This window comes from Actinobaculum suis, from assembly GCF_900618115.1.
Classification (GTDB): domain Bacteria; phylum Actinomycetota; class Actinomycetes; order Actinomycetales; family Actinomycetaceae; genus Actinobaculum; species Actinobaculum suis.
Window position 1 is genome coordinate 2,075,715 of sequence record NZ_UYIO01000001.1, and the last position, 13,696, is coordinate 2,089,410.

Genomic DNA, 13,696 nt, shown 5'->3' on the forward strand with positions numbered 1-13,696 from the left:
ACAGACGCAGGCGCCGGCACAGGCACAGACACGGGCATCGGTAGGCCGGCACAGATACTGGTAGGCCGGCCGGCGCCCACCGGCGCGCGCCCGCTGCCGCCTGCGCCCATCTGCACATGCGGGTAGCCGATGCACATGAGGTAGCCGGAAACCGGCTGTCCACCTAAAATGTCGAATCGTGGCTACTTTCAATGATTGGGTGGAAGGCATTCGTGCCCGAACCCTGCCGGCAAGTGTTTCGCCGGTATTTGCCGGTACCGGAATTGCGATTTGGGGCGGCGGCGCCAACTGGGCAAGAGCCGGGCTGTGCCTGGCCATCGCCCTGATTTTGCAGATCGCCGTCAACCTTTCCAATGACTATTCGGACGGGGTGCGCGGTACCGACGCCGTACGCACCGGCCCACCCCGCCTCACCGGGGGCGGGAAAACCTCACCGCAAGTAGTGCTCCGCGCTGCCATTGCCTGCTACGTGCTTGCCTGCGTCTGTGGCTTGTGGCTCGTCGCGCTCACTGGCAAATGGTGGCTGCTCGGCCTGGGCGTGGCGGCCGTGCTCGCCGCCTGGTTCTACACCGGAGGTAAACATCCGTATGGCTATGCCGGACTGGGCGAAGTTGGGGTCTTCCTCTTCTTTGGCCTCATGTCTACCGCCGGGACCGTATACGTGCAGCTACTTGCCGTGCCCGCCCCGGCATGGATCGCCGCTTGCGCCATGGGCCTGATCGCCTGCGCCTTGTTGATGGTCAACAATATTCGCGATATTCCCACCGATTCAGTGACGGGCAAACACACTTTGGCCGTGCGCTTGGGAGACGCGCGTGCCCGGCAGGTTTATGCCGCCACTTTGGCACTAGCCTTGGCCCTCGGCGTCGTGCTTTGCATTTTCTTAGGATCGCGCTGGTGGCTCGTAGTGCTTTTCGCTTACCCCGCCTATCTTGCTATCGAGTGTGCGCGAACGGTTACCCGCGCGGGCACGCAGCGGGCAGAAGGGCGCGCCCTCATTCCAGTTTTGCGAAACACTGGTTTCGTGGAACTTAGTTACGGATTGGCGACGGCGTTTGCCTACGCCCTGGCCGCCTGGCTCGGATGAGGAATTTGGCCGGTTTGCGGTAATTGTTCGGGCCCGGTTGGCGCAATAATTCACGCCCGGCCGCCTCTGGTTTCTGGCGGCTAATCGCGCTCGCGGTGTTGGTAGGCTACCCGAGATTATGCAGGTAGCCAGGCCGGGTGCGGTACGCCGACTGCTAATGTGTGCAAGTTATGTAAGAGGTGCACACTTCCAGAGGTTAGAATTGTAGGCATGGCTCGAGTGTTGATGGCCCTGTTCGCGGTCGCGGTATGGGTTTACGGAATTGTCGATTGTGTTCGTACTGACCAATCGCAAGTTCCCGGACGCCTGGCAAAATCGGCGTGGATCGCGCTGACGGTAGTTTTGCCAGTGCTCGGTTCGGTCTTGTGGATTGCGCTTTCTTGGCCGCTGAAATATCCCACAGGTTCGATTTCTTTAGGCGGGCAAGGGCTTCGCCGTGATCGTCCGCGCCGTTCCGGGCAAGTTGCGCCAGATGATGATCCCGAATTCCTGTCTCGTTTGGATGCGCGGGTGCGTTTCCGCGAATGGGAACGCCAGCAACGTGAGGCAGCAGCCGCTCAGGATGCCGCTACCGAACCGGAAACCAGCAACACTGATCGCGGCCGTACCGAAAATAATCGCGCAGACGGCGGCAACGAAAACTCGCAGCATCCCAGCTCCGGCTACTCACACGGAAATTCTGCTCGCGCCGGCGAAGCTGACCGGACATCCAATGGTGGCGAGCCACACCCCGAGAACGAAACTGATACCACCAGCCCCGGCGCACCGGAACCGAAAAACTAGGGCGGGCGGGCGCGCGGCGTCCGCGAGTTTTACTACGCAGTATTTTTAGCTACGCAGTGCCGCTTCGGAAACTCCGGGGGTAATGTCTTTGGAGGCTTTCACCAGGTCGGCAGCCGGTTCGGCGTAGTCGAGTGCCACCAGACGGCGGGCCTGGAAAGTAAGAGTGGTGACTGAAGCGAGCGCGCATTGCCTTCGGCGCGGATCATGCGCCAACGAGCGGCCTTCAATAAAGAGACGCAAAACCCAGATTGGCTGTTGGTGCGAAACCAGCACGGCTTCCCCGCCGCGTGCCTGGGTTAAGGCGCTACGCACAGCTTGACTCATCCGGTCCACAATCTCGGTATAGGGCTCACCCCAAGAAGGCTGGAAAGGATTCGTGTACCAGCCCCAATATTTCGGGTGGGCCAAGATGGCGCGGTTGCGGTTGACGTTCACGCCTTCGAATTTATTTCCTGCTTCGATCAGGTTCGCATCGGTTTGCACTTCCAAGCCGAACCGCTCCGCGGTGGGAGTGGCCGTCTCTACAGCACGTTCGAGCGGCGAGGCAATCACAGCACGGATATCACGATCCGCAAAATAATCGGAAACGCGCTGGGCCATACGGTGGCCGAGCTTCGTCAAATGGAATCCGGGCTGGCGCCCGTACAGTTCGCCGGTCGGGTTATCTACCTCGCCGTGGCGGACAATATGCACTCGCGTAACGTCAATCATGGTCCCAATTCTAGGTGGAAGCTACCGCGCTGTGGGCAAGTGCCCAGTTCGCGCCAGAGCGAACCAGCTTTACCGAATCGCGCTCTAGCGAATATCGCGCGGATTATCCACCAGACGAGTACACAGCCAGCCCAGGCGGAGAAAATCATCGTGCCCCAGCTTATCCACCACGTGCTTGCGCACGGAGTTGACGTGCGTAACGGCCACTTCAACCACAAAATCCCAACCGGCCTTCGTGAGCGTACAATCCACACCTCGCCGACCTTCCTCATTAGCGGTACGGACCACGAGCCCTTTATCTTCCAGGCGGCGGACCGTGTGAGTAAGCCGCGAACGCGAATGTACCATCACATCCGCGAGCGCTGACATGCGCAAAGTACGATCGGGAGCTTCGGAAAGCCGTGCCAAAATATCGTACTCGTTATGCGATATCGCATGCGTGCGCACCAGGTCCCGATTCAAATTTTCGGAGATGATAGCCGTTGCACGTAGATATGCACGCCAGGCATACTGCTCGTCGTCGCTGAGCCAGCGGACTTCTTCGTTCATTGGAAGTTTCCCCTCAACGTTCCATCCGGAAAATCACGCATTTTTCCGGCGTGCGCCTCGGTTGCGGACCCTACCCGCAAATTTAGACGCACTACAGTTTTATCTTCAATTTCTGGTTTTTCCATTGTAGGAGATGGATTTTTGCACGAAATCTGGCCGGAGACCAAGGTCCCAAACCTGATTGCACCACAAGCGCAGGCACCCATCCCCTATTTCCAATACCGGCAGAACTTACTCACCCGCTACCTCGCATTGAGTAGCACATGCACTAAATCCACACTTCCTGACCTGCAATTCCGCGTGCTATCACCCTGGCGAGCACTCGTGTGCGCGGATGAAAATTTAGCTGAAATCGCAGATCTTTGTTTACGGTAGTGCACACTTTTTCGGTTTGACAGGACCAACGGCCCCAAAAAAATCATGTCTCTCATTTCTCCCCGGGCGGAAGGTTGCGAAATCCTGAAGGATTGCAGGCCGCAAAACCCCGAAAGACGAAAGGATGCGGAATCTAGAGCGAAATCGAGTGCGAAATCGAGTGCGAAATTTCGAAAATAGTGTTTTGCGTAAATGAAAAGAAAAGGGTCCGCTACGCGGACCCGATTTTCTTCGCTGCACTGGCACTCGCCGTACCAACACTTGGCCGTACTGCCGTACTGGCACTTGGCCGTACTGATACTTGCTGTACTAGTTACTTCTTATTGCGTTACTTCTTATTGCGACGCTGATGGCGCGTCTTGCGAAGGAGTTTGCGATGCTTCTTCTTCGACATGCGCTTGCGGCGCTTCTTGATGACGGACCCCACGGGCACCTCCTGGAACAGATGACATTTAAATACGGGCGCTACACCCATAGACCTGGATTATTTTACCGCTCGGCCGCCCCTGATTTCTTCCTTTAATGTGGGGTAGTCATCACGTCTAGCCGCTTAGTTGGTTTTATTGCCCTTCCCGGTTCGCGTAGCCGCCACCCAGCCGTGCACCTAGCCACCGTGCACCTAGCCACCACCCGGCCGCGCACGTAACCGCCACGCGGCCACGTACCTGGCCACCACCCGGCCGCACACGTAACCGCGCACCTGGCCGTACTTATTCGCCGGCGGTACGCCGTCCAGCTTCGGGCAGGGAACCACCGAGCAAATCTTCTACCGCAGAAACTGGTACCCGGTACGAACCACCCACTCGCACGGCAGGTAGTTCCCCAGAGTGGACCATTCGATACACCGTCATCCGAGAAACGCGCACAAGATCAGCAACCTCCGCAACCGTATAAAACTGGGGGTTATTGAGCGGTAGTTTGGTCATGGCACGTCCTGAAGTCTCGATGTAAGGGTCGCACAAGCGACTACAACATGCTTCAGGATAACTCATTTTTGGGAGTTACCAGAGTTCTTGCAGGTGTTGACTTTGCCGCTTAGGCTCACGGAGTGAGTGAAAATGTATCGAGTGGGCGCCCGGCAGCACGCGCCCGCCTCCTCGACAGGATGCGTGAAAGTGTTGACCGAATCGCCCGCGAAACCCCGGCTCGCGCAGCGCTGGGAGTATTCGCACTGGTTATTCTCTTGTTAGTCGGGCTGCTTTCCTTACCTGTAGCTACGGCTAGCGGGCAGCCTGCCCCACTTATTGATGCTTTTTTCACCGCGACTTCGGCGGTATGCGTAACGGGTTTGACCACGGTTTCCACCGCCACTTTTTGGTCCCCGATCGGGCAGCTTTTTATTTCCTTTGGCCTTATTGTGGGCGGCTTGGGCGTAATGACCCTCGCTTCGATTTTGGGCCGCGCGGTTTCTCGCCATGTGGGCCTGACTCAGCGCATGCTCACGGCCAGTGAAAACCAATCCTCCCTAGGGGAAGTCGGGTCCTTGCTCCGCGCCGTCGTGATCGTTTCTTTGACGGTGCAATCGATCCTTTTGGTTTTGCTCCTCCCCTTCTTCCTACAAAAAGGAGAACCGCTCCTTACCAGCTTGTGGCATTCCTATTTCATGGCCGTCTCGATTTTCAATAACGGCGGCTTTGTGATCATGCCGGAAGGGGTGGAGCCATACGTTGGAAATTGGTCGCTTACCATTCCGATTATGCTCGGCACGATCGCGGGCGCTATTGGTTTCCCGGTAGTGCTCGATATGTGGCGCAACCGGAAACGACCCAAAAAATGGTCTATCACCACAAAAATTACGCTCACCACGTATCTAATTTTGTGGATCTTGGGCGCATTCGCGCTCGGCGCTCTCGAATGGCACAACCCGGAAACTCTGGGAGCTTTAAACACCGCGGATCGGATTAATGCCGCTCTTGTACTTTCCACCGACGCGCGTTCTACCGGGCTTGCCACCTCGGATATCGGGGCGATGTCCGAAACGAGTTGGCTCATAATTGACGGCCTCATGTTTATTGGGGGAGGTTCAGCTTCCGCCGCCGGCGGCATTAAAGTAACCACTTTCGCGGTGCTCTTGCTGGCGATCCGCGCGGAAGCCCGGGGCGATCGTGATACCGAAGCCTTTGGGAAACGCATCCCGGCCGAAGTGCTCCGTCTGGCCATTGCCGCGACTTTTGCCGGCGCCCTCATGGTTGGCATCAGCACGATCGCGCTTTTACAGCTCACCGATTTCCACTTCTCCGAAATCCTCCTCGAATCCATTTCTGCCTTCGCTACCTGCGGGCTTTCCACCGGCATTACCTCGGCCCTGCCCAGTTCGGCAAAGGCGGTACTCATTTTGCTCATGTTCTTTGGCCGCACCGGCACCATGACGATTGCTGCCGCCCTCGCCTTGCGGAACCGACGCCGCACCATCCGCCTCCCCCAAGAACGCCCGATTATTGGGTAGCACGTTGATTATTAGGTAGCAGGTTTATCGGGTAGCAAGTTATTTGGTAGCAAGTTATTTGGTAGCGAGGCGCCGCGCTACTGCGGCGGCAAGTTATAGCGGCAGCGGCACCGGATCACAGGTTTACGTGTGGCAAGTTTCCGTGTGGCGGATTTACGGGCGCGGCCGGGTGCTAGGCTCGCCCCCGCGCTTCCACTTAGACTGGGTATGGCCAAACAGAAAGGATTGACGTGGCGGATATTGATGAGAAGGGCGTGCTCGTAATCGGGCTGGGGCGTTTTGGTACCGCTATTGCCACCACGCTAGACGGCCTGGGCCGCGACGTGCTCGTGGTGGAGCGCGATCCGGATCTGGCTCAAAAATGGTCGAGCCGGCTGCGCGTTATCCAAGGGGATGCGACCTCCATGGAAGTGTTGGAGGAAGTGGGAGCCGAAGATTTCCGCACGGCCGTCGTCGGCGTCGGCACCTCCCTAGAAGCTTCCGTACTGGTCACCGCAAACCTGGTAGACCTCGGTACCACGCAGATTTGGGCAAAAGCAATTTCGCGTTCGCACGGGCGAATTTTGCGGCGCATCGGTGCCCACCACGTGGTGTACCCGGAGTTCGACGCCGGCCAGCGCGTGGCCCACATGGTTTCTGGCCGCATGCTCGACTACATCGAAATGGAAGACGGTTTTTCCATCGTCAAAATGCGCCCACCGCGCGATATTCAGGGTTTCACTATTGCCCAATCGCGCATCCGCGAACGCTTTGGCGTACGCATTATCGGCGTAAAAGCCGCCGGGCAAGCCTTCGAATATGCCAGCGCAGACACCCGCATCGGCGCGGACGACGTCATTATCGTCTCCGGAGATTCGGAACTCCTCGAGGAGTTCGCCACCCGGTAGGGCCGGCGGCGCTCGCGCCGAGCCGACGCCGCACCCGCCACCAACTCCGCGCTTTCTGTTTCGCAATGTCCGCATTTTCCACGCTTTGTGTTTAGGGCACTCGCGCCGGTGCCTTTAGTGTCGGACCCCTGTTCTAGGGTTATGAGTATGGCAAAGACGACGCCGACTTATGAATGCACGAACTGTGGGTGGACGGCCGCGAAGTGGATGGGCCGCTGTACCCGCTGCGGGGAATGGGGCACCCTAGAAGTTCAAGAGCCGAGCCCCGCGGCAGCTGCCGGCCCGGGCGGGGATTCCCGCACTCCCGGGCCACTCGCCCCCACTAGCCCGGCCACGCCGATTACCGAAGTACCGCGAGCCGCGGCCACTAAACACCCCACCGGCGTGAGTGAACTAGACCGCGTGCTGGGCGGGGGCCTAGTGCCCGGCGCCGTCGTGTTGCTCGCCGGGGAACCCGGGGTGGGGAAATCTACCCTGCTCATGGACGTTGCCGCCAAAGCCGCCGCGCAGGCCCAAGCCCGCCAAGCAGGCCCGGTACTCTACGTAACCGGGGAAGAATCGGCCGCGCAAGTACGTTTACGCGCGGAACGTATCGGCGCCCTGCACCCGCATGTGCACCTGGCCGCCGAATCTGACCTCGCCCGCGTGCTCGGGCACGTAGAAACCGCACGGCCCTCCCTCCTGATTGTCGATTCGGTGCAAACCATTTCCAGTGCGCAGATCGACGGCGCCGCCGGTGGCACCGCGCAAGTCAAGGCCGTAACTAGCGCGCTCGTCCAAGTGGCTAAACGCAGCGCCATGCCCGTAGTGCTCGTGGGCCACGTAACCAAAGACGGCAATATTGCCGGGCCGCGCGTGCTCGAACATTTGGTAGACGTAGTATGCCAATTTGAAGGCGACCGGCATTCCCAATTACGAATGGTCCGCGCCGTAAAAAACCGCTACGGTGCCACCGATGAAGTCGGCTGCTTCGAACTCACCGATTCGGGCATCAACGGGCTAGCCGATCCTTCCGGCCTGTTTTTATCATCGCGCACCTCTTCGGTTCCCGGCACCTGCGTAACCATGACCTTAGAAGGCCGCCGCCCCATGCCCGTAGAACTACAAGGCCTCGTAGTTCCCGCTACCGGGCGGCCACAACGCACCACGGCCGGGGTTTCCTATTCCCGAGTAGCAATCACCATCGCCGTACTACAAGCCCGGCTCGGCTTTGCCCTGGAACAAAAAGACGTTTTCGTTTCCACCGTGGGCGGGGCGCGAGCAAGCGAGCCGGCCGCCGATATTGCTATCGCCCTCGCCCTGGCCTCCGCCTACGCGGATCTACCCATAGCCCCCGGCGTGATCGCCTGCGGAGAAGTAGCCCTCACCGGCGAATTGCGGCCCGTCACCGGCATCCAACAACGCCTGGCAGAAGCCGCCCGGCTCGGCTTCACCCTCGCCCTCGTGCCGCGCGGCACCGCCGCCAAAGACATTCCGGAAGGCCTGCGCACCAAACCCTGCGCCGATATTCGCGAAGCCATGGAAGCCGTGCTCCCCCTCGGATAGCCACGCGGTAAGCGAGACGAATACCTCGGCGTCGACCCTCAAACCTTATTGCGAACGATTCGCATTATCGATAAAATTCCCAGGAAATACTTTCGTTTAGAAGGAATAACCCATGAGAAAATTCCACGCGCTTATCGCCGTTGGAGCTCTGGCCTTCACGAGCGCCCTGGGTGCCACCCCCGCTTTTGCCGACGATTCGGCCCTCACCGACGCCGCTGCGGGAAACGGTACCGAGGAAACTAGCACCGAAACTCTGCGTTTCCTTACCGATGAGGAATACACCGCGGCCATCTACGGCCAAACCGGTAACGAAGCAGATACCAATTCGGAGCTAGCGCCCGCTTCCGCGCCTGCCGCGGGAGGAGAAGCCAGCCAAGCTAATACGACTAGCCGCCCAGTTTCCGAGGATTCGCCTTTCGGCACACACCTGGGCAAGACCATTACTACCGCCGCGCATGTTGATGCGCCCAAGGTCTTCTGGGAAAACGGCAAGTTCCAGCTGTACAACGAAGCCAAGAGCGTGAACTACCCGCTCGGGCAAACCGCGAACTGGCTCGGCAAGGGCTATACGCGGGCAAATAACCAGGGTAGCAACCTGCACATTTTCGAACCTGGTAACGAACCGATGTACAACTATGTTTCCCAGGTTTCGGACCACTGGTGGCGGGCACCGGCCGTAGCCGGGCCCGGCAATACACCGATCTGGGCCGGTTTTGGTGCCGATGCCAAGATTCCTACCCAGAACTTCCGGGATGGAGCGTTCTGGTTGGAGCTCGTCGATTTTGATGGCCCGGGCCGCATGGAAATGATGGCAATTGGTTTCGATAACGTGAACCATCTGCTCTCCAGCCACGATCCGGCGAACCGCGCCGCCCTTTTGGTTCCCGGCGCGCACAGCCACAACGAGACCATTTTCTCCAAGCCGGGTGTTTACACCCTCACTTATCGGGCCGTAGCGCGCGGTAAGGACGGCGCAATTATTGCTTCCGACCCGGTGCCTTTCACCTGGTACGTGGGCGGGGTTGATCCCACCACGCAGCCGAATACGCCGCTTGCTGACCGCTACAACGCCGCCGGCGAAGGCGATACCAGCAAGTACACCTTCTCCGTGGGGCCCAACTCCACCGATAAAAGGTCCTGGGCGGATGGGGACGATAAATTCTCCACTCTGACCTTTAACGCCGGAGATTCCACCGCTTCCGGTACCGTCGCTTTCTTCCTTGACGGTTACTTCCTGACCGAAGTACCGGTCCAAAACGGCGTGGGAACGTACAACGAAATGCTGGGAAGCACGAAGTCTGCCTCCACTTTGCAAGCCGTATTCGTACCTGCAGATAGCTCCCACGGCCGCTGGGTTTCCACCGGGATCGAATACACTCCGGGTGAGCAACTTAAGTCCGTGAACCAGATGGCTTCCGCTTGGCCGCAAAAGGCTAGCCGCGATAAGGCACCGGCTTTCACTACGAATACCTACAAGCCCAGCGGCAAGGTGGATTACACGATCAGCACCCAGATTTCCGAAGATGGCGATCAGTTCACCACCACGGTGAAACTTTCCGATCCGAACCTGCGCGGGGAAATCAAGGGCGGCTGGTATAGGAACGCCGATAGCCCGGCTTCCGATCAGCCTTTCGAAGGTTCGATTGGTACCAACGGGGAGCTTTCTTTGGTGGACGACACCGGTTGGCTCACCGACCATGTTCTCAAGTTCACCTTCGTACCCACCCCAGAAATGGATGTAGCTGCGGCAATCGGGCAGTCCTCCTGGAAGCTCGATGATTCGCAACCGCAGTCTTCCACCGCAGAGCTGTATACCGCGGCCGGCAACCCAGTAAATGCGTCCTTCGATAACACGGTAACGCTAGACGGTACCGGCAGCGGCGCCGCAGCCGGCGAAGGTGAAGGCGAAGAAGGCTCCGGCAACGCAGACGAACCGGGCGCAACAGATGATTCCCAAAACGGCAGCGTACCCGGTACCGGGGAAGCTGGCGGCACGGATTCTGGCGCAGGCTCCGGTAACGACGCCGGTTCTGGCAACGGGAGCGGCGAAGGTAGCGGTGACGGTAACGCCGCCAAAGACGAAGAAGATTCAGGCGGCGGTTTTGCCCGTCCGCAGTTCGGCGATGAACCGATCACGGATCCGCTGGGCTCCTCCCACAAGAATCCCTTCCAGAAGCCGGTCCTGTTGACCAAGGGCCACGTGGATATTGGCGCCGCGCCTTTCGGCGACAGGATTACCGGTTTTGTGCACGACGATACTGCCCAGCACGCGAAGGGTTCCGTGTATCGCACGATCGATTCGGTAACGCTAGCCGTGCCCGATTCCACGTTGAAGACGCGCGGAGCAAAAGGCCCGCTGGCATCCAAGGATTTCGACTTCCTAGGCAAGCCGGGCACCGAGTTCTATAACTTGGGGCAAACCTTTGATGGCACGCACGTGTGGCCAGGCTGGTCTACCACCAAGTTCGGGTGGGGTTCTATAAAGCTCACGCTCGACCCGGTGGAAAAGCCAGAAGGCAGCAACGTTTTCGTGTACCAGTACGACGGCGTGAAGAAGCAGCTGGACATGCTGATTAACACCGCGGAAGGTGACACCACGATCGACATTCCGGAACCGACCCACGCCCACGGCTCTTGGGCTTTCACGAAGCCGGGCGCCTACAAGTTCAACGTGGTCTTCGAAACCCAACGCGGGGTGAAGAGCAAGCCCCAAACCCTGACCTTCCTGGTAGGCGACCAAGCAGTGGCCGGTTATAAGGCAGGCGCGGTGCCGCAGGGTGCCGGTGTGGGCACTACCGATCAGGGTGCCGGGCAAGGAGACGGGCAAGGTGCCGACGCCGATAAGGGCGGTTCCGGTGGCCAGTCCGGTACCGGAAACGACGCCGGTAAGGACGGCACCGGCCAAGATGGCAGCGAGCAAGGCGACGGTAACGCTACCGCGCCGGGCGCAAATGCTGGCCAAGACGGAACTGATACCGGCACGGGCAACCAACAAAACAATGGCCGCAAGTCCATCAATGATCTGGTTGATGCCCTCAACGGCGGAATCCTCCAATTCTGACCGGAACCGGTACGCACACCGAAAGCTAAAACCGCAGGCGCGCGTACCGGTAGCCGCAAGGCCGGAACCTAAACCGGCTGGTAGATAGCTAAGCGAAAACCGCGGCGGAAGTAGCCAAAATGGTTACTTCCGCCGCGGTTTTTGCTTTATTGCAGGGCTGCTTCTTCGCTAAGGCCGCTGCTCTTTCAAGTCTGCTTCTTTGCCAAGGCCGCCAAGGCCGCTTTTTGCCACGGCCGCCACGGCCGCCGGCCGGAGGATTCTCCCCTTGGCCAGGATTCTCTGCTCGCCCGCGTTCCCCGGCTACCCGGTTCCCCTGGCTTACCCGGCCTCCCCGGCCGGCTCCCCGCTACTTTCCCTGGTTTCCCGGGCGTCCCCGGGTTACCCGTTTTCCCAGGTTTTCCAGCTTCGCCAGCTTCTCCGGTTTCTCGGTTTATGAGGCTTACCCATTCCCGGCTTCCTCGGCTCCATTTTCGGTGCCCGCGCCCACGGAATTTTCGGGGTTAGCGGCTCCTTCCCCAGCGGCCCCTTCCCCAGCGGTGCCGTCCCCTGCGGTGCCGTTCCCAGCGGCGTCTTCCCCAGCAGGGGCTTCTCCCTCAGTAGCTCCTTCCCCGCCGGCGGCTCCACCGGTAGTACCTTCACCGGTGGTACCTTCGCCGGTAGATCTTTCGCCACCTGCTTCTTCCCCACTGGCGACCTTTTCGCCCGGGGCTCGCGGGGCTGCCCCCAATTGCTGTGACCGCGAACCGACCGGTTTCATTTCAAAAGTAATATCGCCGAGCAGCAACTTGCCATCCTGGGCACTTGCCTCCGCGCGGTAACCACCCGCCTGCGCAAAACTTCCCGTACTCGCACAAGTACCGGGCGAAACCCGGCCCGGCCACGTGATTTCCGTGGTCGCACTCATGCCCCGATCCAGCAATAAAATCTTTGACTCCGGTACATCTGCACATCCCGCAGTTTCCGCGATATCCGCACTCCCCGAAGTGATCTTCACGTTCACGTGTGCACGGCCCACGTCAATAAAACACGGATTATCCATCGAAGTATTGCGCAAAGTCAGCGTGAAAACCGTGGGCGCGCCCGTCACCCCTCCCTTCAACCCGAGCGAAGATTCGAGCATTGCCGCCGTACATTCCACCGGCTCATACAAAGGTTGCGGGGTTTGCGCGCGGCTTTCCTGATGTTCCGTGACCTTGCCAAACACCGTGGTCACCAGCCAAATCGCGCCGCCCACCAAAACCACAATTACCAACAGCACCGCCAGAATCTTGCCCAGCCGCCCGGTGCTCGGCCTCCCGTTACTCGGTGCTAACGTACCCTGCCGTTCCCCGCGTTGCCGGGCACGCCTTTCTCGTGCCGACGCCGCCGCACCTACCGGCCGGCCACTTTCGCGCCAGCGCCGGCGCGCGGCCTGCGTGCGCGTCGCGGCTCCGGCCGCGGCCGCGGCTTTACCCCCGCGCCGGGTTTTGCGGGCCGCCGGGCTTTGGTTCCCCGAGGTTCTGCTACCAGACTTTTGGCTTCCGGATCCGGAACTTTCGCTCTGCCTGCTCCGCGCATTTTGGCTACGCCGGCGTTGGGCCCGCTTGCGGCGCTGCAATTCCAGTTCGTCTATTTCTTCTCTCGGGCCGCGGGGAGCCGCGCTTGCGCTCCGCTTAGTAACCTGCCGCGCCTGCGTGCTCCGGTTTTGAGCGCTCCGGCTTTGCGTACCCCGAGATTGCGAGCCACGCGCCTGACCGCCCCGGGTCTGAGCGGTACCGCGACTTTGGCGGCCACTACTCTGGCCGCGCCGAGCTTGGCGTTCTCCACTCTGGGTACGGCGGCGTTGCTGGGAGCTGCGCCCTCCTTTGCGTGCGCCGCCGCGGCTAGCAGATTTTTCTTTGCCGCCTGTTTCGGCTTCAAAATCCGCGGAAGGTGCTGGTTCGCGATCGCCGAGTAAACCCCGCCAAGCGGCAGGGTTTAAGCCGGGCCGGGAGCGCGGGTATGCCGAGCCACTGCGTGGCGCCTTCGCGCCCGCGTTTTTGCTACCCGCAGTTCTTCCCTTAGCTTGCCGGCCTGATTCCCACTGGCCGCGCCGCGATCCACCCATTTCCTTCACGGCTATCACGCTACCAAAGCCCAGCCCGGCCCCGGGTGAACCCCGGCCCGCTTTTGAGTTTCCCGGCGGACCGCGCAGCCTCCCTGCTGGAGGTTTTGGGCTGAACTTTGGAGTATGAATAGAGGTATGGATTTTTCTGCTGGGCCCCGTTCGCGCT

At 59.9% G+C, this 13,696-nt stretch carries 11 protein-coding genes; 6 read left to right on the top strand and 5 right to left on the bottom strand.

The window, feature by feature from the left end; translation table 11 throughout:
• Nucleotides 1–178 precede the first annotated feature (178 nt).
• The gene (locus H8274_RS08370) at nucleotides 179–1,087 is read left to right on the top strand and encodes a 1,4-dihydroxy-2-naphthoate polyprenyltransferase (protein WP_185934284.1); all 909 of its coding nucleotides are present in this window, start codon (nucleotides 179–181) and stop codon (nucleotides 1,085–1,087) included.
• 210 nt (nucleotides 1,088–1,297) lie between these two features.
• On the top strand, nucleotides 1,298–1,870 hold the full coding sequence (locus tag H8274_RS08375) for a PLD nuclease N-terminal domain-containing protein (protein WP_185934285.1): 573 nt from the start codon (nucleotides 1,298–1,300) through the stop codon (nucleotides 1,868–1,870).
• A 45-nt stretch (nucleotides 1,871–1,915) separates the two neighbouring features.
• Here the strand turns inward: H8274_RS08375 and H8274_RS08380 are convergent, their stop codons facing one another.
• The 4 genes from H8274_RS08380 to H8274_RS08395 form a co-directional block, all read right to left on the bottom strand.
• On the bottom strand, nucleotides 1,916–2,581 hold the full coding sequence (locus H8274_RS08380) for a histidine phosphatase family protein (RefSeq protein WP_049619966.1): 666 nt from the start codon (nucleotides 2,579–2,581) through the stop codon (nucleotides 1,916–1,918).
• An 84-nt stretch (nucleotides 2,582–2,665) separates the two neighbouring features.
• Nucleotides 2,666–3,130 (bottom strand): MarR family winged helix-turn-helix transcriptional regulator, encoded by a 465-nt coding sequence (locus tag H8274_RS08385; protein ID WP_185934286.1) that lies wholly within the window; start codon nucleotides 3,128–3,130, stop codon nucleotides 2,666–2,668.
• Between the two features lie 703 nt (nucleotides 3,131–3,833).
• Entirely contained in the window at nucleotides 3,834–3,932 is a 99-nt protein-coding gene (locus tag H8274_RS08390) for a 30S ribosomal protein bS22 (RefSeq protein ID WP_005504750.1), read from the bottom strand.
• Between the two features lie 283 nt (nucleotides 3,933–4,215).
• A complete protein-coding gene (locus H8274_RS08395; protein WP_065414958.1) occupies nucleotides 4,216–4,431 on the bottom strand; it encodes a helix-turn-helix domain-containing protein in 216 nt (71 codons plus the stop codon).
• Between the two features lie 122 nt (nucleotides 4,432–4,553).
• Here H8274_RS08395 and H8274_RS08400 point away from each other — a divergent pair, with 122 nt between their 5' ends.
• From H8274_RS08400 to H8274_RS08415, 4 genes are all read left to right on the top strand, one after another.
• Nucleotides 4,554–5,951 carry a TrkH family potassium uptake protein gene (locus tag H8274_RS08400; protein ID WP_231583142.1) on the top strand — a complete coding sequence of 466 codons (1,398 nt, stop codon included), beginning with the start codon at nucleotides 4,554–4,556 and terminating at the stop codon, nucleotides 5,949–5,951.
• Nucleotides 5,952–6,181: 230 nt separating this feature from the next.
• Nucleotides 6,182–6,838: a potassium channel family protein gene (locus tag H8274_RS08405; RefSeq protein ID WP_049619961.1), complete on the top strand. Its 657-nt coding sequence runs from the start codon at nucleotides 6,182–6,184 to the stop codon at nucleotides 6,836–6,838.
• 147 nt (nucleotides 6,839–6,985) lie between these two features.
• Complete coding sequence (radA, locus tag H8274_RS08410) at nucleotides 6,986–8,383, top strand: DNA repair protein RadA (RefSeq protein ID WP_185934287.1); 1,398 nt, start codon at nucleotides 6,986–6,988, stop codon at nucleotides 8,381–8,383.
• 112 nt (nucleotides 8,384–8,495) lie between these two features.
• Nucleotides 8,496–11,444 carry a choice-of-anchor M domain-containing protein gene (locus tag H8274_RS08415; protein ID WP_185934288.1) on the top strand — a complete coding sequence of 983 codons (2,949 nt, stop codon included), beginning with the start codon at nucleotides 8,496–8,498 and terminating at the stop codon, nucleotides 11,442–11,444.
• A 439-nt stretch (nucleotides 11,445–11,883) separates the two neighbouring features.
• On the opposite strand, the gene H8274_RS08420 is transcribed toward H8274_RS08415, so the two are convergent.
• A complete protein-coding gene (locus H8274_RS08420; RefSeq protein WP_185934289.1) occupies nucleotides 11,884–13,539 on the bottom strand; it encodes a hypothetical protein in 1,656 nt (551 codons plus the stop codon).
• Nucleotides 13,540–13,696 lie beyond the last annotated feature (157 nt).